The sequence below is a fragment of the Dawidia soli genome (genome assembly GCF_018598185.1).
Classification (GTDB): Bacteria; Bacteroidota; Bacteroidia; order Cytophagales; family Cyclobacteriaceae; genus Ohtaekwangia; species Ohtaekwangia soli.
Genome location: NZ_JAHESC010000017.1, coordinates 79,337 through 103,136, shown reverse-complemented (window position 1 = coordinate 103,136; position 23,800 = coordinate 79,337). Strand labels below are relative to the sequence as shown.

The 23,800-nt window shown below is 55.1% G+C and carries 21 protein-coding genes; 10 read left to right on the top strand and 11 right to left on the bottom strand.

What is annotated here, in order from left to right; all coding sequences use genetic code 11:
• Positions 1 to 81 precede the first annotated feature (81 nt).
• Genes mutL through KK078_RS13285 form a run of 3 tightly spaced genes read left to right on the top strand, consistent with a single transcriptional unit; the run spans position 82 to position 3,420 of the window.
• Complete coding sequence (gene mutL / locus KK078_RS13295) at positions 82 to 1,902, top strand: DNA mismatch repair endonuclease MutL (RefSeq protein ID WP_254090771.1); 1,821 nt, start codon at positions 82 to 84, stop codon at positions 1,900 to 1,902.
• Between the two features lie 30 nt (positions 1,903 to 1,932).
• Positions 1,933 to 2,514, top strand: coding sequence for a rhomboid family intramembrane serine protease (locus KK078_RS13290; RefSeq protein ID WP_254090770.1), 582 nt, complete (start codon positions 1,933 to 1,935; stop codon positions 2,512 to 2,514).
• A 9-nt stretch (positions 2,515 to 2,523) separates the two neighbouring features.
• Positions 2,524 to 3,420: a rhomboid family intramembrane serine protease gene (locus KK078_RS13285; protein ID WP_254090769.1), complete on the top strand. Its 897-nt coding sequence runs from the start codon at positions 2,524 to 2,526 to the stop codon at positions 3,418 to 3,420.
• Position 3,421: 1 nt separating this feature from the next.
• On the opposite strand, the gene rlmN is transcribed toward KK078_RS13285, so the two are convergent.
• The 5 genes from rlmN to KK078_RS13265 form a co-directional block, all read right to left on the bottom strand.
• Positions 3,422 to 4,477, bottom strand: a complete 1,056-nt coding sequence (gene rlmN, locus KK078_RS13280; RefSeq protein WP_254090768.1) for a 23S rRNA (adenine(2503)-C(2))-methyltransferase RlmN — start codon at positions 4,475 to 4,477, stop codon at positions 3,422 to 3,424.
• 374 nt (positions 4,478 to 4,851) lie between these two features.
• Positions 4,852 to 5,073 carry a hypothetical protein gene (locus KK078_RS13275; protein ID WP_254090767.1) on the bottom strand — a complete coding sequence of 74 codons (222 nt, stop codon included), beginning with the start codon at positions 5,071 to 5,073 and terminating at the stop codon, positions 4,852 to 4,854.
• Between the two features lie 114 nt (positions 5,074 to 5,187).
• On the bottom strand, positions 5,188 to 5,460 hold the full coding sequence (locus KK078_RS13270; RefSeq protein ID WP_254090766.1) for a hypothetical protein: 273 nt from the start codon (positions 5,458 to 5,460) through the stop codon (positions 5,188 to 5,190).
• Positions 5,367 to 5,729, bottom strand: a complete 363-nt coding sequence (locus KK078_RS30820) for a HipA domain-containing protein (RefSeq protein ID WP_394370564.1) — start codon at positions 5,727 to 5,729, stop codon at positions 5,367 to 5,369. The genes KK078_RS13270 and KK078_RS30820 overlap by 94 nt, the downstream gene beginning before the upstream one ends.
• Positions 5,730 to 6,030: 301 nt before the next feature.
• Positions 6,031 to 6,477, bottom strand: a complete 447-nt coding sequence (locus KK078_RS13265; RefSeq protein WP_254090765.1) for a hypothetical protein — start codon at positions 6,475 to 6,477, stop codon at positions 6,031 to 6,033.
• Between the two features lie 178 nt (positions 6,478 to 6,655).
• Between KK078_RS13265 and KK078_RS13260 the strand changes: the two genes are divergently transcribed.
• From KK078_RS13260 to KK078_RS13250, 3 genes are read left to right on the top strand one after another with little or no spacing between them, the layout of a single operon-like run.
• A complete protein-coding gene (locus tag KK078_RS13260; protein ID WP_254090764.1) occupies positions 6,656 to 7,948 on the top strand; it encodes a serine hydrolase in 1,293 nt (430 codons plus the stop codon).
• Between the two features lie 31 nt (positions 7,949 to 7,979).
• Positions 7,980 to 9,056, top strand: coding sequence for a DUF1611 domain-containing protein (locus tag KK078_RS13255; protein ID WP_254090763.1), 1,077 nt, complete (start codon positions 7,980 to 7,982; stop codon positions 9,054 to 9,056).
• Positions 9,057 to 9,098: 42 nt separating this feature from the next.
• Positions 9,099 to 10,169 carry a mandelate racemase/muconate lactonizing enzyme family protein gene (locus KK078_RS13250; protein WP_254090762.1) on the top strand — a complete coding sequence of 357 codons (1,071 nt, stop codon included), beginning with the start codon at positions 9,099 to 9,101 and terminating at the stop codon, positions 10,167 to 10,169.
• 140 nt (positions 10,170 to 10,309) lie between these two features.
• On the opposite strand, the gene KK078_RS13245 is transcribed toward KK078_RS13250, so the two are convergent.
• Together KK078_RS13245 and KK078_RS13240 are read right to left on the bottom strand one after the other, a co-directional pair.
• Positions 10,310 to 11,581, bottom strand: a complete 1,272-nt coding sequence (locus KK078_RS13245) for a sensor histidine kinase (protein ID WP_254090761.1) — start codon at positions 11,579 to 11,581, stop codon at positions 10,310 to 10,312.
• The gene (locus tag KK078_RS13240; RefSeq protein ID WP_254090760.1) at positions 11,578 to 12,255 is read right to left on the bottom strand and encodes a response regulator transcription factor; all 678 of its coding nucleotides are present in this window, start codon (positions 12,253 to 12,255) and stop codon (positions 11,578 to 11,580) included. Before KK078_RS13240 ends, KK078_RS13245 begins: the two co-directional genes overlap by 4 nt.
• Before the next feature lie 114 nt (positions 12,256 to 12,369).
• On the opposite strand from KK078_RS13240, the gene KK078_RS13235 reads away from it, so the two are divergent.
• The 4 genes from KK078_RS13235 to KK078_RS13220 all read left to right on the top strand — a co-directional run bounded on the left by KK078_RS13235 (position 12,370) and on the right by KK078_RS13220 (position 19,053).
• Positions 12,370 to 13,770 carry a TolC family protein gene (locus KK078_RS13235; protein WP_254090759.1) on the top strand — a complete coding sequence of 467 codons (1,401 nt, stop codon included), beginning with the start codon at positions 12,370 to 12,372 and terminating at the stop codon, positions 13,768 to 13,770.
• 13 nt (positions 13,771 to 13,783) lie between these two features.
• On the top strand, positions 13,784 to 16,999 hold the full coding sequence (locus KK078_RS13230) for an efflux RND transporter permease subunit (protein ID WP_254090758.1): 3,216 nt from the start codon (positions 13,784 to 13,786) through the stop codon (positions 16,997 to 16,999).
• A 7-nt stretch (positions 17,000 to 17,006) separates the two neighbouring features.
• Positions 17,007 to 18,134, top strand: a complete 1,128-nt coding sequence (locus tag KK078_RS13225) for an efflux RND transporter periplasmic adaptor subunit (protein ID WP_254090757.1) — start codon at positions 17,007 to 17,009, stop codon at positions 18,132 to 18,134.
• Between the two features lie 145 nt (positions 18,135 to 18,279).
• Positions 18,280 to 19,053, top strand: a complete 774-nt coding sequence (locus tag KK078_RS13220) for a DUF2490 domain-containing protein (RefSeq protein WP_254090756.1) — start codon at positions 18,280 to 18,282, stop codon at positions 19,051 to 19,053.
• Positions 19,054 to 19,128: 75 nt separating this feature from the next.
• Here the strand turns inward: KK078_RS13220 and KK078_RS13215 are convergent, their stop codons facing one another.
• The 4 genes from KK078_RS13215 to KK078_RS13200 all read right to left on the bottom strand — a co-directional run bounded on the left by KK078_RS13215 (position 19,129) and on the right by KK078_RS13200 (position 23,796).
• Complete coding sequence (locus KK078_RS13215; RefSeq protein WP_254090755.1) at positions 19,129 to 21,153, bottom strand: M56 family metallopeptidase; 2,025 nt, start codon at positions 21,151 to 21,153, stop codon at positions 19,129 to 19,131.
• Complete coding sequence (locus tag KK078_RS13210) at positions 21,150 to 21,536, bottom strand: BlaI/MecI/CopY family transcriptional regulator (RefSeq protein ID WP_254090754.1); 387 nt, start codon at positions 21,534 to 21,536, stop codon at positions 21,150 to 21,152. Before KK078_RS13210 ends, KK078_RS13215 begins: the two co-directional genes overlap by 4 nt.
• A gap of 225 nt (positions 21,537 to 21,761) precedes the next feature.
• The gene (locus KK078_RS13205) at positions 21,762 to 22,676 is read right to left on the bottom strand and encodes a DMT family transporter (RefSeq protein ID WP_254090753.1); all 915 of its coding nucleotides are present in this window, start codon (positions 22,674 to 22,676) and stop codon (positions 21,762 to 21,764) included.
• 7 nt (positions 22,677 to 22,683) lie between these two features.
• A complete protein-coding gene (locus tag KK078_RS13200) occupies positions 22,684 to 23,796 on the bottom strand; it encodes an LptF/LptG family permease (RefSeq protein WP_254090752.1) in 1,113 nt (370 codons plus the stop codon).
• Positions 23,797 to 23,800: the final 4 nt, after the last annotated feature.

The following is a 23,800-nucleotide window of genomic DNA, read 5'->3' as shown; positions in this document are numbered from 1 at the left end:
TCGGCCTCCTGGGCCAAAAACATCTCCAATCGTGCGGTAAAATGTGCACATTTGCATCGTCATACATTAGCTTCTTGTTTCATGCCTGATATTATCCAGCTTCTGCCTGATGCCATCGCCAACCAGATTGCTGCCGGCGAGGTAGTGCAGCGGCCGGCATCGGCTGTGAAAGAGCTGATGGAGAACTCCATTGATGCAGGGGCGCGCAACGTGCGCCTGATCATAAAGGACGCCGGCAAAACATTGCTGCAAGTGATCGACGACGGTAACGGCATGACCGAGACCGACGCGCGCATGAGCCTGGAGCGTCATGCCACCTCCAAGATCCGCCGTGCCGAAGATCTCTTTACACTTCATACCATGGGCTTTCGCGGCGAGGCGCTTGCGTCGATCGCAGCCGTGGCCCAAATGGAAATGAAGACGCGCATGGGCGACCAGGAGCTGGGTACGTTGCTGGTCGTAGAAGGCTCGGAGGTGAAACGGCAGGAGCCGGCGGCCTGCGAGAAGGGTACGAGCATCTGCGTCAAAAATCTTTTCTTTAATATTCCCGCCCGCCGCAATTTCCTCAAATCAAATGCGGTGGAAATGCGTCATATCATAGACGAATTTCAACGGCTGGCGCTGGCGCATCCCGAGATCGGGTTTACGCTGCAACAATCGGACGAGCTGGTGTACGACCTGGCGGCGGCCAAGATCGGGCAACGTATTGTCAACCTGTTTGGCAAAACCTATCAGTCGCAGCTGGCGACCTGCCAGGAAGAAACCGATCAGCTGAAAGTTTCCGGTTATGTGGGCAAGCCGGACTTTGCCCGCAAGACACGCGGGGAGCAGTTCCTTTTTGTGAACCGCCGTTTTATCCGCAGCAATTATTTGCACCACGCCGTGATGGGCGCCTTCGAAGGACTGCTGCCGGAGGGCAGCTTCCCGTTCTATGTGCTGTTTATCGAGATCGACCCGCGCCACATAGACGTGAACGTGCACCCTACCAAAACCGAGATCAAGTTTGTAGACGAGCGGGCGGTGTATGCGGTGGTCCGCGCGGCGGTGCGCCAGGCGATCGGCTCGCACAACCTGACGCCGGCCATCGACTTTGATGCCGACGTGAACCTTATAGCAAAGCTCAACAACGCGGCGGGCGAAACACGCGAAGCATATTTTGACGAGCGTTTCAGCACGGCGTTGCACAAGCATCACAACACGACCGACAACTGGGAAAAGCTTTTCGAGGGACTGGAGCGTACGCCCACGCCGTCGCGGCCACGGGAGGAAGAGACGCCGCCGGTGCATACGTTGCGGTTTGAGAGTGCCATGAACCAGACGAGCAATGCGCCGGTGACAGAAGATAAGCCCTTATTCCAACTTCACGGCCGTTACATCGTTAAACAGGTAAAGTCGGGCATGATGATTATCGATCAACAGGCTGCTCACGAGCGGGTGCTGTTCGAGAAATTCCTGTCGCAGGTCAAGAACAAGACAGCCCAAAGCCAACAGAGCTTGTTTCCCCAGGCCATAACGTTTTCGCCGGCCGATTTCGCCCTGGTGCTGGAAATCCACCAGGAGCTGATCGCGTTTGGCTTTCGCGTGGAGGTTTTTGGGAAAAACACCATGGTGGTGAACGGCATACCGGCTGGGGTAAAACCGGGCAATGAAAAGGAGCTGTTCGAAGGGCTGATCGAGCAGTTTAAGGTCAACCAGGCCGAGCTGGTACTGCCTTTGCAAGAAAACCTGATGCGGTCGCTGGCCAGGCGGGCGGCCATCCGGTCGGGGCAGGTGCTGGAACAGGCCGAAATGCGGTCGCTGACGGGGAATTTGTTTGCTTGTACCACACCCAATTATGCGCCGGATGGCCGGCCGACGTTTTTTATTTTGGAACTCAATAAAATAGAAAGTTACTTTCGATAGACTTAATCTGTAAGGACTAAAACACACCATATGTTCAGACTCACACCGGTTGTACGCAATCTTGTTTTGATCAACGTGATCGTTTTTGTGCTGCAAAACCTTGTACAGGGGCTTACCGAGCTGCTGTCGTTGTGGGGTGTGCAGACAACCTACTTCAAGCCGTACCAGCTGTTTACCTACATGTTCGCCCATGGCGATTTCTTCCATATATTCTTCAATATGCTGGTGCTGGCCACGACGGGGCCGATCCTCGAAAATTTCTGGGGACAGAAAAAGTTCCTTATCTTTTACATGGTGACGGGTATCGGCGCGGGCGTATTTCACCTGCTGATCGAAGCGTTCGTATTGCATGGCCCCGGCTCGCAGATGCTGGGCGCTTCCGGCGCGATCTACGGTATCTTGATGGCCTTTGGCATGATGTTCCCCAACATGGAAATGATGCTGTTGTTTCCGCCTATTCCGATCAAGGCCAAGTACCTGGTGTGGGTGTTGGGTGGCATGACCTTTTTACTCAGCGGCGCGGGTGTAGCGCACTTTGCCCACCTGGGTGGAATTATCTTTGCATTTATACTGCTGCGCATCTGGCGAAGCCAGGGCGGCAGCTACTTTTGATATTGACCTATGCTCGAAGATTTTAAGAATGCATTCAGCCGGTATAACAATGCGACGATCCAGCTGATCATCATCAACGTGATCGTCTTTGTTGTGCTGGGAATCATAACGGTCGTGGGCGACATTGCCGGGCTCTCCAGTGGCTTGAGTTGGGTGCATCTGCAGTTTACGATCCCCGCGTCGATCCAGGCCTTTATTCACCGGCCTTGGACCATCCTGACCTACGCCTTTATGCACGGCGGCATCGGCCACATTTTCTTCAACATGCTGGCGTTGTATTATTTCGGTCGTCTCTTTGCCGAGTACCTGGGCAGCGATAAACTTATTGCCGTCTATGTATTGGGGGCTATCGCCGGCGGAGCGTTATACCTGCTGGCGTATAATACGGTGCCATACTTTATTGCGCAAAACGGTACGACCATGGTGGGCGCGTCGGCCGCCGTCGATGCGATCATTGTTGCTGCGGCCACCCTGCTGCCGGACTATACATTCTTTTTGTTCCTGCTCGGTCCTGTGCGGATCAAGTATATCGCGGCTTTTGTCGTAGTGGTTTCGTCGTTAAGCGTGACGGGCAGCAACCCGGGCGGTAATATTGCGCACCTGGGCGGTGCCGCCATAGGCTTTGTATACGTGAAGCAGCTGCAGGCCGGCGCCAACTGGGGGGCTTGGGTCACGGCCACGCTGGAGTGGATCAAAGGGCTTTTTAAACCGCGTACGCGGGTGAAGGTAAGCTATCGCAGCGAGCGCAACCGGCCGGAGGGACGCGGGCGGGCGTCGTCACAGTCTTCATCCTCGTCGTTGTCACAAGCAGAGCTGGATGCTATCCTCGACAAGATCTCGGCGGGCGGCTATGAAAGCCTGACCAAGGAAGAGAAAGAGAAGCTCTTCAACGCCAGCAAGAAATAATCTATACCTTTTCGTTTTTATTGGCCAGCTGGCCGCAAGCAGCGTCGATGTCTTTGCCGCGGCTTTTGCGTACGCGTGTGGTGATGCCGTGACGTTCGAGCAGGTCCATGTACATGCGAATGGACTCTTCCGAGGCTTGTTGGAATTCGCCGTCGTCGATGGGGTTGTATTCGATCAGGTTTACTTTCGACGGTATGATCTGTGCGAACTTGAGCAGCGCGCGGGCGTGCTCTTCACTATCGTTTATACCCTTCCAGACCACGTACTCATACGTCACTTTCCGCTTGGTTTTGTGGTACCAGTATTTCAGTGCCTCGGCCAGCTCGCTCAGGGGGTTGGTGTCGTTGATGGGCATGATGGATGAGCGCGTCTTGTCCAGCGCGGCGTGCAGGGATACCGCCAGGTTGAACTTCACACCGTCGTCGGCCATTTTGACGATCATCTTTGCCACGCCCACGGTCGAGACCGTAATGCGTTTCGACGCCATGTTGAGCCCTTTTTGCGAAGTGATCTTTTCAATGGCGGAGATGACGTTGGCATAGTTGAGCAGCGGCTCGCCCATGCCCATGAATACAATGTTGGTCAGCGGGCGGCCAAAGAACAGCTCCGATTGTTCCTTGATGGCGACCACCTGGTCGTAGATCTCGTCGGGGCTGAGGTTGCGCTGGCGTTTGAGGCGCGCGGTGGCGCAGAACTTACAGGCCAGGCTGCAGCCTACCTGTGAAGACACACAGGCAGTGATGCGCTTTTCGGCGGGAATGAGCACGGATTCTACCACCATGCCGTCGTGCAGGGTGACGGCGTTTTTGATGGTGCCGTCGGTGCTGCGTTGCATGTGGTCTACCTTGATGTGGTTGATCACGAAATGCGCTTTGAGCATGTCGCGCAGGCCCACGGACAGGTTGGTCATCTGGTCGAAGTTTTTGGCGGACTTGTTCCACAGCCAGTCATAGACCTGCTGGGCACGGAACGCCTTTTCGCCGTGCTGCACGAAGAATTCCTTCAGCTCTTCTGCCTTGAGTTTTCGAATGTCGCGCCGGGAGTCTGTTTCAACCATTTTGCAAAGATAAGGGGATATTTGCAGAGATGCACGGGCGAAACGGGAACTAAAAAAATCCTGGCCAGCAGCGTTACCCCTTCATCTTGTTAGGATCCTGGCGGGTGTCAAAAATTTCCGCAATAACTACGCAGTCGTTTGGACGTAATAAACGATCTTATATTGACGACAGATGAGCCTCCTATATCCCCTCGATCGATGTTCTAAAAGATGCTCCAGCTCGGCCCGGTTTTCCATTTTCTTTAAGGAATCAATCGAAGTAAAAATGGCGTTCAATATTTCGCCAATTTTGGCCTCGGAAATTCCTTGAAGTTGTAGAAAATTAGTCAGCAGATCGATTTGTGTAATAGCTTCTAACGTGTATTTTATTTCCACTAACGGTCTTTTAAATATTGTTTATAACGTTCTCTAACTTGATCAGGTGTGTACACTCTTCCTGCTTCAAAATCTTTCTCAGCCCGGGCAGCCGACTCATCCATTAACTTCTTCCATGCAGTTTGAGCCTCTAACATGTCGTACACATCTTTGATAAAGCCCGGATCATTCTGTTCCTCTATCATTTTGTGAATCTCCCGCTTCATGTCCGTTGTTCTCATAACCTAAAGATAATTAGATCTCGCTAGAATCTGAAACTTGTAATAAAAATGGTGTTTACGGTTTTGATTTGTACGGAAAGGTTTGATTTTCAAGCTTCTGCAAAATCCAAGCGATTAACATCCACGTGTCGAATAAACCATTTTCAAACGTGTTAGCCTGTCCTTATAGCTATGCTTGTAAAATTCCTTCAGATCATCTCTTAAAAAAGAGGTATCAACCAATTTGTCGATACTTTCTTCTTTGTCATTAAATTCTCCCATGATTTTAATAACCCGGGTCTCTTTAATCCCTATTATTTTTCCAAACTCCAGAAAGTCGTCATAGGTGTAAAATCCAACTGCATTATAGGCTTCGGTAAAGCGATCGTTAAAAAGTTGCAGTGCCATGTCTGATTCACCGGGTGAATGTATTTTTGTGCACAAGAGGTGATACGCGGGGTAAGCACATAGTTACCGACATCGGCTTGTATGGCAGAGAAATTCTTTACGTATGCGTCGCCGTTTGAAAAAATATAATTGAATAGTATCACCCGGAAGAATTTTTCAAGCTCTATGGCGTACGTCGGAATATGGCGTTTAATCAGCGTGCCAATTTCCTCGGACGATAGTTCGTATTTATAATTTTTGCCTTGCGTTTCTTCTGTTACCCGGGCGATCTGCGCAAAATCCTCCTGTTGATATTTTGAACCGTCGGCCTTTACATCGAATCTTGAAGAACGTCTCCGATTTTCAGTTTTGCATCGTCTATATCCATGACATTTGGTAATTAACTGCCGTTTTCACTAAAGGACCCTACGTTTGTGACAATATGCGGATTTTTCGGCACTATAGTTCCGAATCGGCATTATAATGCCTATTTATATGATTTTTACTGTATTTGGTAGGCTAAAGGGATGGAATCGGCAACTTATTGCCGATTTGATGATGTACCACGACGGTTGGAATGCTGGCAGATATTTACGGTTTTATCCGTACAAAAACTTTGGTCTCGCAGGCTCTTGAGGAATTTGAAATGATAAGGGAATCGCCTTCAAGTTTTTCGACGGTGAAGCTTTCGATGATGGTGCGGGATTTTTTGTCCAGGAAGTGCAGGGCGGTACCATCGTATTTGTAGAGGAAGGAGCGCGAGTTATAGGTCTTTTTGCGGCTGATAATGCGGGTGTTCTCTTCGCCGGAGTTATTGTCTTTCAGTTGCAAGATTTGGGCGGAGGCGCCGGCGCGGCTTTTCATGTCGTCGACAACTTCCTGCATGCCCAGGTCGTCTACGTTCAGGTCGTCGTCATCGTCCAGACAGCTGGTTTGTTTGACCAGTTGCCATTTGCCGACCAGGGACTGCGCCTGGACGGGAACGGTGGCGGCCAGGCCGCACAGGCAGGCAAGGCAGAAAGAGATCACGAGCTTCATAAGGCAATGTTGGTTTTAGCGTCCAGTGAGAATTTGGGCAATCCTCCCATAGTCCGGCGCCGGATAAAGCGTATACCGGCCGTTTGTACCGCTGCAGGAGGCTTAACAAATTTAGTCAAATTTCAGGCCAGCCAAGTTGCCTGCAAACGGTATTTTAGGGGGCTAGTCCCCCGTTTCTATGAAAAAACTGTTTACGGTGCTTGCCCTGCTGGTTGTTTTTTCGGCTTGCCGCCAGCGTATGCGGGAAGACGCCGGCCTGCTGGAAAAGCTCCTGACCCGCGACCCCGCGCTGGCGGCCGTGCTCGCGCATGCCGACTCGCTGGAGATCCAGATCATTTATACCATGATCGACCGCGACACGGCGAACCGCCCCACCTTCCGCACGTTTTATTACCATGTCGACTCCACGCATTATTTCTATCCGGCATCTACCGTCAAACTGCCGACAGTTATGCTGGTGCTGGAGAAACTGCGCGCCCTGAACGTCGACAGCCTCGACCTGTTTACCCCCATGTTTCACGATAGTATCTACGCCGGGCAGCAGTCGGCGATGCGCGATAGTACGGCACGTAATGGACTACCGTCGGTGGAACATTACATGAAAAAGATCCTGGTCGTAAGCGACAACGACGCTTATAACCGGTTGTACGAGTTCGTGGGACAAAAGGCCATCAACGAACGCCTGCGTCAACTGGGCTATGAGCAGGTGCGCATTTTGCATCGGTTGGAGCGGCCGTTGAGCCGGGACGAGAATGCTCACACCGAAGCAGTCCGGTTTGAACAGCATGGGCGCGTGCTGTATCGACAGCCTATGCTGGTGAATGAGCCCTTGATCGAAGTCTCCCCGCGGGTGTTCCGCGGGAAGGGCTTTATGCGCAACGACTCGCTCATTCAGAAGCCCTTCGAGTTCACGTACAAGAATTTCTTTCCCCTGACGGAGCAACATGTCATGCTGCGGGCGATCCTTTTCCCGGAAACGGTACCACCCGCGCAGCGTTTCAGCGTGGGCGAGCGGGAGCGCGCCTTGGTGCTGCGCTATATGTCGCAGCTGCCGGCAGAGACGCGGTACCCTCCCTATGCAACGGATACGGCGTACTACGACGCATACGGTAAGCTGCTGCTGTTTGGCCGTGGGCGCGAACCGATACCGCCGGGGATCCGCATCTTCAACAAGGAAGGCGACGCCTACGGTTATCTGGTCGACAATGCTTACATCGTTAACTTTGACACGGGCGTGGAGTTTATGCTGAGTGCCGTTATCAATACGAACACCGACGGTATTTACAACGATGGCGAGTACGACTACGAGACGTTAGGTTTCCCCTTTCTGAAAAGGTTGGGGGAAGTGCTGTATCGCTATGAGCACGAGGAGCGGGAGCGCCCGGGGGCGAAGCCCGATCTTTCAGCCTTTCGGTTCACCTATCCGGAGGATGACAAGCACAACCGTCCTTTTGAAAAATCGCATTATTGAACGAACTTCCCACCCTTCAGAAAGCACATTTATGGTTAAAAATAATGCGATTGTACTGACCGGGGGGTTCCTGGATACCGGTAGCGCCAAAACCGCGCACGGATTGATCCGGGGCACCGACCGCTTTAATATCGTAGGGGTCATCGATCAAAAGCATCCGGGTACGGATGCCGGCGAGGTGCTCGACGGTCGCAAGCGGAACATACCGGTATATGCCACGTTGGCCGACTTCAAGAAAACGTCGCCGGTGGCGGCCACCTACTGCATTGTGGGCGTCGCCACCAAAGGTGGGGTGATTCCCGACACGCTGCGTGCGTTGTTGCGTGAGGCGCTGGAGAATGGTTACGGCGTGGTGAACGGGCTGCATGAGTATGTTTCCGACATTCCTGAACTGGCCGCGCTGGCGCAGGACAAGGGGCTGGAGATCATCGACGTACGCAAACCCAAGAAGTTTAAGGACCTGCATTTCTGGACCGGCAAGATCGTGGAGGTGAAATGCCCTAAGATCGCGGTGCTGGGCACGGACTGTGCGCTGGGCAAACGCACCACCACCCGGTTCCTGGTAGAGGCTATGCGCAAGGCCGGCTATAAGGCCGAGATGATCTATACCGGGCAAACCGGTTGGATGCAAGGGGCGAAGCATGGCTTTGTATTCGACTCGACGCTGAACGATTTTATTTCGGGTGAAATGGAGCATGCCGTGGTGACTTGCTACCACGAAGAAAGACCGGATATTATTTTTATCGAGGGGCAGTCGTCGCTGCGGAACCCGAGTGGTCCGGCCGGCGCGGAGTGGATCGTGTCGGCGGCGGCGAACGGCGTGGTATTACAACACAACCCGGCCCGGAAGCAGTACAAGGACATGGAGTATTATCCGGCGTATATTGCCGACCCGGCCGACGAGGTCGCGCTTCTGAAAATGTACGGTGCCCCGACCGTAGCGCTGACGATCAACACGGCCAAGATGACCGAGCCCGAAGCCCGCGTGTATGCCGAGCAGTATACCCGTAAGCTGAATATACCGGTGGCGCTGCCGTTGGAGGACGGTGTCGACAGCCTGGTGCCTATATTTGAAACGATGATCAAGAACAGCGTGGCGCAGGTATAGCGCCGTGATTTAACAGAGCCTAACTATCCTATATTAACATACATGACCAAAATAAAAGACATCCGCGTATGGAGCGTCGACCTGGGCAACACAAAGCCTTACACCATCGCGTTTAAAACTGTTGACGAAGTACGGAACGCCTTTGTGGAGATCACGCTCGACAACGGCACGACGGGCATCGGCGCGGGCAACCCCAGCGAGTACGTGGTGGGCGAGACCCTCGACCAGTGCCTGGAGGCGTTGGAAGAAAAGAACCTGGAGTTTTTGATCGGTCGCGACATCCGTGAGATCAACCAGTTGACCTTCGAGATTTGGAAGAAGTTCCCGGACAACCCGTCCGCGCGGGCGGCACTCGACATCGCGCTGTACGATACGTTTACAAAACACCTCGATATTCCGCTGGTGAAGTTCCTGGGGCAAAAGATCAAGAAGCTGCCGACATCGAACACCATCGGCATCAAGAATGTGGAGGAGACGCTCAAGGAAGCAGAAGACTATATCCAGCGTGGCTTTAAAGTGTTGAAGGTGAAGTTGGGCAAGGACCTGGACGAAGATGTGGAGCGTGTAATGAAGCTGCGCGAGAAGTTTGGGCCAGGCATCGTGATCCGGATTGATGCGAATCAGGGCTATACCGTGGCGCAGACGATCGAGTTTTATGGACGGGCATATGATCTGAATATCGAGCTGATCGAGCAGCCATTGCCGGCGCACGATATCAACGAGATGAAGGGGCTGCCGAAGGAAGTACGGAATGTGATCGCGGCGGATGAGTCGCTGATCACACCGGCCGATGCGTTGGAGCTTATCAAGCCCCCAAAGGCGGCGGCGATCTTTAATATCAAGCTGATGAAGTGCGGCGGTGTGAGCCAGGCGTTGAAGATCGCGGACATCGCCCTGCACGAAGGTGTCGACCTGTTCTGGGGATGTAATGATGAAAGTATTGTGAGCATCACGGCAGCGTTGCATGCTGCGTATGCCTGCCCGAATACAAAGTATATTGACCTCGATGGAAGCCTCGACCTGGCGCGCGACGTGGTGAAGGGTGGGTTTATTTTAAAGGACGGCTATATGTATTGTTCGGAGAAGCCGGGGTTGGGAGTGGAGAAGGTCTAGGCTTCGGCTTGTTGAACTGGATATATGAATATAAAACCACCCGGGCCGGGTGGTTTTTTTTGCTGCCTCAAGTAGGGTTGCGTACCCAAAGTCTCGTGACAAATCGGACTTGCGCTGTCAACGATGTGCGTTGTGTTCGCTCACGCGCGCGCTGTTTTTCGGAGTACCAGGGTGTGAGACGAATTATGATATTGATAGTGGATATCCAACGGGTAATTGTCGCAGATCTTTTTGACGATGGCCAGGCCCAGACCCAGGGAGGCGGAGCTTTGGCGTTGTTTTTTAAAGCGCTCGAAGAGGCGGTCGGGGTCTATGGTAAGGGGCGCGCCGGTGTTGGCAACGGTCAGGGTCGTGGCCGTGAGGGTGATGTCGATGCGGCCGTCGGGTACATTGTGACGGATGGCGTTGGTGAGCAGGTTGGTGATGAGCACGTCGGCAAGGGTGGGGTTCATCTCTACTTCGAATGATGCGCCAGGCGTGACCGTCACGGTCAGGGATTTGTGGGCGATGAATTCTTCCAGTTCCTGGAGCTTGGTTGTTATGCGTGCGTGGAAGTCGATGGCCGTGTGCTCGAAGAATTGGCCGTTGTCGATCTTCGAGAGCAGCAGCAGCGCCTGGTGAAGCCGTGACAGGCGTATGGACGATTCGTGTATGTTCTGGATCCACCGCATCTGCTCGTCGGAGAAGTTGCTTTGCTGGATAAGCTCTTCGACGCGGCTGTTGATCAACGCCAGTGGTGTCTGGATCTCATGCGCGGCGTTTTCTGTAAATTCCTTCAGGCTTGTATAGTCGCGGGCGATCTTGTCGGTCATTTTAGTCAGGACGGAGTTGAGCTCGTTGAACTCGAAGATCTTTTCTTCGCGCAGCGCCATGCCTCGCCCTTCGTTCAGATCGAAGGCTTTTGCCGATGCCAGCGTGGCATAGAACGGTTCCCAGATGGTGCGGGCGATGCGCCGCTGGAACAGGAAGAGCAGGAGCAGGCCGATGCTGAGCACGATGAGCATCGTACCCGTAATGGACTTCAGCAGTTTGTTTGATTCGATCAGCGATTTGCGGATGCTGACTTTATATTGCGTCGGGCCGATGGTGCTGATGAAGCTGTGCTCGCGGAAGGGCACATACTCATTGTCGTAGCGGTTGTAGAGCAGGGTATCTTTAAAGATGGCATAGTTCGCCGGAAGGTTTCCCGCGGTGTCGAGCTCGATTTTGTTTTCGACAAAGTAGCAGCTTTCGTCCCACATGCCGTGGGTCTCTATGAATTTTTCGAAGTCCCGGCGTTCGACCGTCAGGCGCTCTTCCACCTCCTGGTAAATGACGTGCTCGACAACAAGATAAAACGCCACCCCGACGAATATATACGTGAGGGTGGAAAATAGTATGTAATACAGGTTGGTGCTGTCGAAGAGTTTCAATTGTCGCTGAATTTATACCCGATGCCGTAAATGGATTGTATATAGTCCTTACACCCTTTGTCGGTAAGCTTCTTGCGCAGGTTCTTGATGTGCGAATACAGCATGTCGAACGAGTCGGCCAGGTCGATGTTGTCGCCCCACAGGTGCTCGGCCATGGCAGGCTTGGTGAGGGCCACGTCTATGTTGGACATGAAGTATAACAGCAGGTCGTATTCTTTTTTGGAGAGCGGCACTTCCGTTTGGTTGACAAGGACCGTGCGGGAGGTGTAGTTCACCAGGATCTCGTGGAAGCGTATCTCGTTGCTGCCCCCGAAGTGACGCCGGCGTAAGATGGATTTCACCCGGGCGGTCAGCTCCGACAGGTGGAAGGGTTTGGTGAGGTAATCATCGGAACCGATTTCGAGGCTGCGGATCTTATCTTCCAGGGCGTTGCGCGCGGAGATGATAATAATGCCCGACGAGGCCTTTATTTTTTTCAGGATCTCTACCAGGTCAAAGCCTACACCGTCGGGCAGGTTGATGTCGACAATCACGCAGTCGTAGGTGTAGAGGTTGATCTTTTCTTCGGCGGATTCAAAATCGAATACGGTTTCGGTGACAAAGCCATCTTTTGTCAGGTGGGCCGCAATGCTTTCGGCCAGGTCGCGCTCGTCTTCGATGATGAGTATTTTCAAAGGCTATAGTGGAAAACGTGATCGAATATACGGCGTCAATTCTGGAAAAATATGGGAATTTGGAAACTTCCGATTCCCAAATGTTTCCAGAATCGCCCCCGTACTATTGTGGCCATGAAACACAAGCGGATCGATTGTCGAGCTTCCAGGCTCATACTCATGCTGGTCTTCCTGGCCGGTACATACGCGGCGCACGGGCAGCAGAACCTGCCGGCCGTGCTGGAGCAAGCCGTTCAGAATTACCCATCCTTAAAGGCCCGCCTGGCGGACGTGCGCAGTGCCGGGCAGGATGTGAAGACCAGTACGAGCGACTACATACCGCGGTTGTCGGTGCAGCACCAATACACATACTCGACCAACAACAGCGTGGCCGGCTCCTTTTACCCCAATGGTGGTACCGTTATTTCACCCTCGGGTGGCATCCGGGCAGAAAACATTTATGACGGTACGTTTGGCAGCTTTACCTCGGCGCTGCTGGAGTGGAACATTGTCAACTTTGGAAAAGTGTCTGCCGCCGTGGGCTCGGCGCGTACGGCACTGGCCGCGAGCCAGGCTGCGTATGAGAACGAGCTGTTCCAGCACCGCGTGCAGGTAGCCGATGCGTACCTGCTGTTGTTGATCGGAGAGAAGCTGGAGGATATTCAGCGGGCCAACCGCGATCGCGCGGATAATTTTCGCCAGGTAGTGTCGGCCGGCGTACAAGCGGGTTTGCGGCCGGGTGTCGACAGCGCACTGGCCGAGGCCGAATACAGCAAGGCGAATTTGTTGTTGTTGGAAAGCCGTCGCAACGAGCAGGCGCGGCAGCTGCGGCTGTTGGAGCTTACCGGTATCGTAGGTGATTCCATCGGCATCGACAGCATGCGGTTTTATACAGCCTTGCCACACCCCGCCGACACGGCCGCCGGTACGTGGCAGCAACATCCGTCCTTGCGTCTGCAGGCCCTGCGTTGGGAGACGACACAGGCACGCAGCAAAGCTATTGCGCGTTCTTTCCTGCCGTCGATCTCGCTGGTCGGCGCTGCATGGGCGCGGGGCTCGGGCGTATCGAACACCGACGAGCTGTACCGTACCGATTTTTCCAGCGGCACGCGCTACCAGGTGTATAATTACCTGGTGGGGATCTCGACGCGCTGGACGCTGAGCGACTACGCCCAGGTACGCCATCGCGCCAAAAGCGAGCGTTATCGCGCCGAACGCGACCACGAAGTATATAACGAGCACTCGCTGCGGGTACAGCGTCAGGCAAAGGAGGCCGAAATGCAATATGCGGTGGCGCGCGCGCAAGCGCGTACGGCGCCTGTACAGCTCGAGGCCGCGCGCCAGGCGTATCAACAGGCCAGCGCCCGGTATGCCAGCGGCCTGACGGACCTGCCCACCTTGCTGCAAAGCATGGTGGTGCTGAACCGGGCCGAGGCCGACGTGGCCATTGCCTACAGCAACGCGTGGCGGTCGCTGCTCATGGTGGCGGCGGCTCAAGGCAACCTGCCGGTATTTCTAAACGCTATCAATCCATAAAAGGCTTTACAGTATGTATCAACTCATTCGCGCCGCGCTGCGGCAGCCGATCTCTGTGATGGTGGGGATCCTGGCCATCTTGTTTTTTTCCGTGCTGGCTATGCGCAGCATTCCGGTAGACATCTTTCCCGACCTCGACCTGCCGACGATCTACGTCGTACAGCCCTACGGTGGCATGGCGCCCGACCAGATGGACGGCTTCATCACCACGCGTTACCAGGACCACTTCCTGTATGTGTCGGGTATTCGCGACGTGGAAGTGAAGACTATCCAGGGGATGTCGCTGATCAAGCTGCAATTCTATCCGGGCACGGACATGGCGCAGGCGGCAGCCGAGGTGGCCAACAACATTTCACGCGCAAAGGCTTATATGCCCGAGGGCACGGTGCCCCCGCAGGTCATTCGCTTTGACGCCAGCTCGGTGCCGGTAGGGCAGCTGGTGTTTTCCAGCGCGGTGCGGCCGCTGAACGAAATACAGGATTATGCCTCGTCGCGCATACGGCCCATGTTCTCGAAGATCGAGGGTGTGTCCAGTCCGCCGCCGCTCGGCGGGAATCAACGTACGATCGTCATCAAGGTGGACCCGCAACGCCTGCGAAGCTACAAGCTCACGCCGGAGGAAGTCATTCGTGCCATTGGGGTCAACAACCAGCCTTCCCCCGCGGGGAACATTCGCATCGGCAACCGTACGCTGATGACGCCGGTCAACTCGCTGGTTGCAAAGCCGGCGGACTTCCTGGATATACCCCTGCGGGTAGGCGCCGGGCCAACGGTATTTGTGCGTGACATCGGCACGGTAGAAGATGCGGCCGACATTACGGTGGGTTATGCGCTGGTGCAGGGGCGCCGCGCGGTATATATACCGGTGGTCAAGAAGTCGGATGCTTCTACGCTGGATGTGGTCAATAGCATTCGTGCAGCCCTGCCGACGTTGCAGAACGCCGTGCCGGAAGATGTCTCGATCTCGTACGAGTTCGACCAGTCGACGTATGTCACCAATGCGCTGAAAAGCCTGGTGACGGAGGGTGCGTTGGGTGCATTGCTGACGGGGTTGATGGTGTTGTTGTTCCTGCGCGACTGGCGCAGTGTAATCATCGTGGTGGTGACCATACCGGTGTCGGTACTCAGTGCGGTAATTTTATTGAACCTGTTCGGGCAGACCATTAATATCATGACGTTGAGCGGGCTGGCGCTGGCGGTAGGGATCCTTGTCGACCAGGCTACCGTAACGATCGAGAATATACACCAGCATTTGGAAATGAATAAGCCCAAGGCACAGGCGATCTGGGATGCGTGTAAAGAGATCGCTTTCCCCGAGCTGCTCATCCTGCTTTCGATCCTCGCGGTGTTTGCGCCGGCGTTTGTGATGAGCGGTGTGCCGAAGTCGATGTTCCTGCCCTTGTCGTTGGCGGTGGGGTTTGCGATGACGGCTTCGTTCTTGTTGTCACAGACCTTTGTGCCGGTGCTGTCGAACTGGTTGTTAAAAGATCACAAGCACTATCCCGAGGTGCCGGCGCTGGCACTCGATCACCGCGAGACGGAAGACGTTGTAGAAGAAGCGCGGCATCCGCACCGTGAGACTGCATTCGACCGCTTTAAGATCCGCTATACCGGTTGGCTGGAGAAGATCATGGACCGCGGTGCGTTGTGGACCACGGTATACCTGTTGGGGGCGGTGCTGGTGATCGGTATAGCGTTCTGGGCGATCGGTACCGATATTTTACCGAAGGCAAACAGCCATCAGTTCCAGCTGCGGCTTCGGGCAACCGACGGTACGCGTGTAGAGCGTACAGAAGAGATCACGCTGAAAGTGCTGGACGTCATTCGGAAAGAAGTAGGAGCGGAGCACGTTGCCATCTCCTCGGCGTATGTAGGGAATGTGCCCTCCAGCTATGGCACCTCGCAGATCTTTGTGTTTAACAGCGGTTCGCACGAAGCGGTGCTGCAGGTGTCGCTGCACGAAGACTACCCCGTGCGTATCGACGCCTTAAAAGAGCGCCTGCGCGCGGGCATCACGAAGGCTGTGCCGGGATTGCGACTCTCATTCGAGCCGATCGAGCTGGTGGATAAGATCATGAGCCAGGGGGCCGCTACGCCCATCGAGGTGAACATTGCGGCAAAAGACATTCGCGAGGCAGAGAAGTTCGCCCGCAAGGTGATGACGAATATGCAAGAGATCCCGTTCCTGCGCGATGTGCAGATCGCACAACCGATGGACTACCCCATCCTGCGCATCGACATGGACCGCGAGCGTGCCGGGCAGCTGGGTGTCACACCTACGCAGGTGGCGCGGTCGCTTGTGGCGGCCACGTCGTCCAGCCGTTTTACCGATAAGAACCTCTGGCTCGACAATGACAAAGGCCTGGCGTACCAGGTGCAGGTACAGGTGCCCGAGTATAAAATGACAACCGTAGAGGATATTGCTAATATACCGCTGCAGAGCGGCAACCTGCACCCCACGCTGACCGACGTTGCCACGTTCTCGGAAGAAAGTGGTCCCGGGCAATACGATCGCTCCGGTCCGAACCGTCTGGTGACGATCACGGCTAACCTGCATCAGAAAGACCTCGGCAGCGCCAGCCGGGCGGTGGAGGAAGCGGTGGCACGCGCGGGAGAAGCGCCGCGGGGCATGGCCATCGAGTTTAAAGGGCAGGTGAAGCTGCTGGCCGAGACGCTCACCAGCTTACAGGGTGGGCTCGTGGTCGCGATCGTGATCATCTTCCTGCTGCTGGCGGCGAACTTCCAGTCATTCAAACTTTCCCTGGCGATACTTTCGTCGGTGCCGGCGGTATTGGCGGGCTCGCTGCTCATGCTGCTGCTGTTTGGCGCGACGCTCAACCTGCAATCGTATATGGGCATGATCATGTCGGTGGGAGTGTCGGTGGCGAACGCGATCCTGATGATCACCAACGCCGAGAACCTGCGGCTGGAAGTAAAAGACGCGCGCCAGGCGGGCCTGCTCGCAGCCGGCAGCCGGATACGCCCTATTCTCATGACGAGTATCGCGATGATCGCCGGCATGGTGCCGATGGCCTCGGGCCTCGGTGAAGGCGGTGACCAGGTGGCGCCGCTCGGCCAGGCCGTGATCGGCGGGCTGATCGCTTCGACGCTGGCGTCGCTGCTGATCCTGCCGGCGGTGTTTGCGCGCATGCAGCGCCGTACTTCGTTTGATTCGGTGTCGCTCGACCCGGAAGACCAAAACAGTAAATTCTATACTTCGAAATCATAATCTGTCTATGAACTTGTTCCGTCTCCATATCCTATTGCCGGCCGCGGGCCTGGCGTTACTGGCCGCCTGCGGCCACGAAGAAAAAAAAGCCGTCACCGCCAGTAGCACTCCCGTGGTGCACGCGGCGGCTGTGCAGAGTCTGCAGCCGTCGCTGCAGACGGTATTGCCCGGCGAGCTGAAGCCCTGGAATAAAACGCACATTTTCCCACGTGTAAAAGGCTATATCGGTTCGGTACAAGCCGACCGCGGTACGGTCGTCCGCAAGGGGCAGACGCTGGCCGTACTGGAAGCACCGGAACTGGTGGCCTCCCTCAATCACGCCCGCGCGCAGGAGGCGTCTGCCGAAGCCGCGCTGATCGAAGCGAGCGCGAAGCGGAAAGCCAGCGGCCTGACATATCAACGTATTGTAGCGACCAGTCGCACGAAAGGCGCGGTATCGGCCAACGAACTCGACATGGCGTACGCCCGCATGCTCGCGGACAGTGCGCTCGCGACGGCGGCCACGAGCAATCTCGCGGCAGCACGTGCGCAGCTGGCGGCACAATCACAACTCGTAAGCTACCTCACCGTCACCGCGCCTTTTGATGGCACTGTCATCGAGCGCAATGTCAGCCCCGGCGAGTTGGTCGGGCCGGAGGGGAACACCAAGCCGCTGTTTGTACTGGAAGACCATGCGCGTCTGCGCCTGACGGTAGCGGTGCCGGAGAATCTGTCGAATGCCATTCCCAAGACCGGCATGGTTTCTTTTACCGTGCAGGCCGATCCGAGTAAAGAGTATACGGCACAGTTTGCGCGTAGCGCCGGCAGCCTGCAGGAAAGCAACCGTACGATGCTGGCGGAGTTTGATATGGATAACCGCCGGGGTGAGCTGAAGGCCGGCATGTATGCGGAAGTGAAGCTGCCGGTGGCGCGCAATAAGTCCACCTTGTTTGTGCCCCGCACGGCCCTGCTCCAATCGACAGAGGGCGTGTTTGTGATCCGCCTGAAGGAGAACATTGCGGAGTGGCTGCCGGTGCAGAAAGGGCATGCGGTCGACTCGCTGGTAGAGGTGTTTGGGGCGCTGAAACCCGGCGAGCGGGTGGTGGCGGAGGCCTATGAAGAGCTTCGGAACGGACAGGCGGTGCTGGTTCAGTAGCCTGTAAAGCCAGGAAAAGCTTCGATTCCTGTCCGATTTCAGGGGATAGTCAATGTTACCGTAATGTTAAGTCAATGTTAAAATGTTAAAACTAGGGTAATTTTATACTCGCTTACTTTGTGAAAAATAACAAAAGTTTAGCGAGGTGATAACGTTCCGTTTACGGTGCTACGGCATTGTTCTACTGACCCTGAGTTCGCTGGTAAGCCTGGCACAACCGGCCGATCGCGAGATCGTCAACCAATCCATCGAATGGTTTTCGGTGACGACCAATTGGAAAGTAAGCCCGCGTACCTCACTGATCGTGGAAGGGCAGTTCCGGCAGGCGGAGTTCTTTCAGCCGATGCAATACCAGTTTCGTACCGGCGCGGAGATTACCCTGAACAAACATTTTTCTATCGTACCGGTGGGGTATGTATATACCTGGAATTACAAGTATGGTGAGCAGCCTACGGCATTTAAAAACAACGAGCATCGCGTGTGGGAGCAAGTGACCTACAAGCACAGCGTAAGCCGTTTGAAGCTAAGCCACCGCCTGCGGTTTGAGCAACGCTTCCTGCAGACCCACACGGACAATGGCGACGGCCATGTCGTCAACAACGGGTATAACATGTTTCAAAAGCGCCTGCGGTATCGCTTTCAAGCAGTTGTGCCGTTGAATCACGCGGCGCTCGATCCGAAAACCTGGTTTGTGAGTGTGTATGACGAGGCCTTCTTAAGCTGGGGGGAAGGTGTGACCTTTCATGAACCGGACCAGAACCGGCTCTATGGCGGCGTCGGCTACCAGGTAGCCAAGCCTTTATCCGTGCAGGCAGGGATGTTATACCACATGTTGATCAAAGCCAACGGAGCGAAACAGGAAAACAACGTGGGCGTGCAGGTACAGGTGGGTTATAATATCGACCTGACGCATCATTAAGAGAAGTATAAAAACCAAAAAGCTCCGGCAGAAAACGTACTCTGCCGGAGCTTTTTTTATAGTGGCCGTGGTGTGTTATTTATCTTCTACGTACTTCTTGCGCAGCTTGCGGTATTCGGTGAAGTCTTTTTCTTTTACCTTTTTGCCGTTCACGGTCATTTCGGTATCGCTCTCGTGTAGCTCGAACATGTCGTCCTTGTTTTTGAGATACCCGTCTTTGACCAGGCGATCTCTCAGTGCTGCATGGTAACGTTCGAGCTCTTTGTGCATGACCTGTACTTTTGCATGTTCTTCGCGCACGATGTCTTGTTGTATTCTTACTGCTTCCTGGTGCTTACGTACGGCGTCTCTGTGACTCTGCATGTCGCGTTGCAGCTCGGCCATGCGTTTGCCGTGCTCGGCATCCCGGCGGACTTTATCGCGGTATACATACTCGCGCGTACGTTTGAGCATGTCGCGCTGTAGCTCGGCATCGGCCGCGCGCAGCGAGGCCTGTGCGTTGGCCATTTCCGCTTGTACCTCGGCCATAAGCTTTTCCAGCTCGACCTGGTGTTCGCCGTAGAAGTCGCCGAACTTCCCTTTCATCTTGTCGAGGATGGCTTCCTGCATGGCCTGCATATCGGCTTCTGTACGATAGTCGCGGATAGGCGGTATGGAGTCGATTATTATATCCGGGATGGGCGGGAACTCCTGGATGAATGCCTCCACGGAAGGAATGTCCGGTATAACGACATCGAACACCGGGGGCACGAGCTCCATAGGTTCAACGAATTCGAACGCCGTGGGTGGAACTCCAGATCCGAAGACGGCAATGTCGACGGGCGCTACCGGCACGGGGTGGGTATACGAAAAATAGCGCATGCCGGGCGGAACATCATCGCCGTCGTAGGTCTCGGTGGTCACCTCGTGGGGCTGGCCGTCTTCGCCTACGGTGATGGTCGTATGGCGTTCATAGTGATGCGTGCGTTTGCCTTTGCGGTCGTATACCGAAACCGTGTCGGCCGTGACAGAGAACGATTGTGACTGCCCGGCGGTCTCTTCTTGCCCGGCGGTCGCTTCGTGTTTCGTATCCTGCTCCTTTTTCTGCTGCTGCGCTTCGGCGGTATTTTGTCCGAAGGTGATCCAGAAGGCACATATGAGTCCGACGACCAGCAGGAGCGCGGGTACCAGCCGTTCGCGGCCGGGATTTTGTTGGACAGATCTTTCCATAATTCGTTTGATACGCGTTAGAAGTTGATGTTTGTTTTCGGCGAGTGACAACGCCACACCGGTCTGACGCAAGCGTACTTCTTCCAACTGTACCAGGGCCGTGGCATAGGCCCGGGCGTTGCCGCCGTAGTGCACCACGGCGTCGTCGCAGCAGTGCTCACGTTCGGTGCGCACCTGCGCGGAGAGCGCCCAGATGCATGGGTTAAAGAAGTATAGCGCTTCGACCAGCATTTGTGCCAGGTTAACCAGGTAGTCGTGCCGGCGTATGTGGGCGAGCTCGTGTAGCAGGATGGTCTCCACCTGCTCGGTCGAAAGCCCTGCCAGCATGCCGGCCGGTACCAGAATGACCGGCTTGAGATACCCCAGCACGACCGGCGCCTGCAGACGCACGGAGGTAGCCAGGGTCACTACCCGGTGGATGTCGAGCCGTTGCACCAACGTCTCCAGCGGTTGTTGCCAACCCGGGCCCACCGGCGATGACGTGCGGCGCAGCGTGGTGACATACCATATCCCACCGGCGATGCGCAGCGAGAACAGCAGCGCACCGGCAAACCAGATCGCCAGGATCAGGTTCATGTGGGCTGCCACGTGCGTGAGCGCCTGCTCCCAGATGCTGGCCGGCGCAGCGATATCGGGAGCGACGTGGGCATAGGTCATGTCTGCGGCCACGGCATATAGAGGATGCGCCGGGGCCTGGCTATACCACCAGAATGTTACCACACCAGCCGCCAGCACCACGGCGAGGCTACCCAACGTTACGGTATACCGCAACGATGAATGGCGTGACGGAATGATACGCAGCACGATCGTCACCGTGCCGTATACCAGCAGTGCCTGCCAGAGGGAATGAATGAGGGTCCAGCCCAGGGCTGTGGATAACAGGCTACTCATGACGCACCTCCTTCCAGTTTTTCGAGGTACTTACGGATCTCGAGCAGCTCCTCTTTCGAAGAGCGGTTGTTGCCGAGCGCGCTCAGCACCAGCTGTGCGGCAGAGCCCTGGAAGACGGTGTCGATCATTTTGTCCACCATCTGCTGGCGGGTGCTTTCCTGCGACAAAACGGCTTTGTACATATGAAGCTTGCCACTGCGCTCCCGCGATACAAGGCCCTTTTCGTGCATGATCTGCATGAGCTTCAGAATGGTGGTGTAGCCGTTGGTCGCTTCGCCGCCAAGGCTTTCGTGCACGTCTTTGACGGACACGACATCGTTTTCCCACAGGATTTGAAGGATTTCGAGTTCTTTTTCCGTGGGTTTCAGAGGCTTGTCACTCATATACGAATGTTTTCGTAGTACAATCTTACGGTACTGGAAGGAGAAAGACAATACTATTTACGAAAAAATTCGTAGATAGGTTTAGGGCGGAGGGCTTGGGCCAGGGAGACGTGCTCGAATTGTTACGCCCTTACAAGGCTGGACCTTTGTGCGCTATAAAACCCAGGCCTACAGCCTGGGCTATTGAGTTACGCCCTTACGGGGCGGAGTTTTTGTTCCATTACTCTAAGCTGCCTTTCCCGCGCGTTCGCGGGCAGCGGCTACGCGCTTCTTCAGAACCGGGTACGCGCCGACGGCCAGCATGATGATGCAGGTGCCGAGGTAAAAGTTCCAGCCCATTTTTTCGGCGGAGCCGAAGATGATGGTCGCCATGACGATGCCGTAGACGGGCTCGAGGTTGAGGCTGAGCTGGATGACGAAAACCGAGATGCGTTTCATCAGTTCTACGGCGACAGTGTAGGCATATACGGAGCAGACGCCGGCCAGGAGTGCGATGTAGATGACGTCCATGACGCCGCTGGGTAGGAGGTGCAGTACGTGGTCTGTTGCCCAGAAGTGCTGGTATACCGGCAAGAAAAGAAGTGCTGCCAGGAAGACGCCGATCATTTCATAGAACGTGATGGTGAACGGGTGCAGGTGTTTTACGGCGCGTGCGTTGAAGATCGAGAACAGGGCCGATGTGAAGCCTGCGGCGATGCCCATGAGCAGGCCGAGCTTGTATTGGAAGTCGAATGAGAAAATGATATACAGGCCGAAGATCACCACCAGGCCTAATGCAATCTCAAACTTTTTGATGCGTGTGCGGTTGAACCATGGTTCGAGTATGGCGGCCCAGAGCGAGTTGGTGGCAAAGCCGATCAGGCTAACCGATACGTTGGAGACTCGGGCGGCGCCAAAGAAGGCGATCCAGTGAACGGCCACGATGACTCCGATCAGCAACAGCCTGATTAAGTCGCGTGTGCCGACGACAAAGCTGCTGCGTGTCGTGAAGATGACGAAACCCATGCCCAGGAAGGCGAAGAGCGCGCGCCATACGATCATTTCCACGGCAGGGATGGTGACGAGCTTACCAAGTATGGCGGAGAAGCCCCACAGAAAAACAATAAAGTGAAGTTTGTAGTAGTCGTTGCGGGAAGCCATGATGATTTTAGCGAGGCACGTATTTATACATCCACAGCGCTACTGCGCCGAAGATGATGTTGGGAATCCAGACGGAGATCTGTGGTGTGAGCGACTCCGAGCCGTTTTCGGCATACGTTCTGAAAAGAGTAAAGAATAAAATAAAGACGAAAGAAAGCGCAAAGCCCAGCGCGATCTGCACGCCCGTGCCTCCGCGGCTTTTGCGCGACGATACGATCACGCCCATAAAGACCAGGATAAAGATCGTAAAGGGAGCCGTGTAGCGGGTATATAATTCTACTTCGTACGTCTCGATGCCGGTGGAGCCGCGCGCACGCAGCGTGTGGATGTGCTCGCTAAGCTCGTTCATCGTCATGCCGTCGTACTTGCGGTAGTCGCTTTCAAACTCTTTCGGGTGGATCACCAGCGTGGTGTCCATTTCGTTGCCGGTCGTGACCAGCGTGGTGTCGCCGGCCGGTTTTGCGCCGACGGTGTGGAAGATCTTTTCTACCTTCTTCAGGCGCCAGTCGCGCAGCGTCCATTTTAGCTTGGCCGTGTCCCATTCGATGCGGCTGGCGGTGAGCTTTTCGATGAGCTTGTTGTCCTGGAACTTTTCCAGGCTGAATTGATAGCCCGTCTGGTTGGTGTTGTTATAGCTCTTCATGTACAGGTACGTGTTGGTCGCCACCTGTATGTGTATGTTCTGCTTGTCGAAGTAGTATTTGTTTTTCAGGTACTGTACTTCGAAGGCTACACGGCGCTTATTGGAGTTGGGGATGACCCAGCCGTTGAGGATGAACATGAGGGCCGCCACGATGGCCGCGCCGATAAAGAACGGCACCAGGATGCGGCGGAAGCTCATGCCCGAGCTGAGCATGGCGATGATCTCGGTGTGCCCCGCCATGCGCGCGCAGATATATACCGTGGCGATGAAGATGGTGATGGGCGCTACCAGGCTGCCGATCCACGGTACAAAGTCCAGGTAATACTGGGCGATCTGCGCCGATTGCAGCTGGGCCTTGGCAAACTTGTCCATCTTATCGGTCATGTCGATCACGGTAATGATGGCCAGCAGGATCAGCACCACGAAGAAGAACGTGCTGAGGAAGTTTTTCAGAATATACTTGTCCAGTAGCTTCATAGTC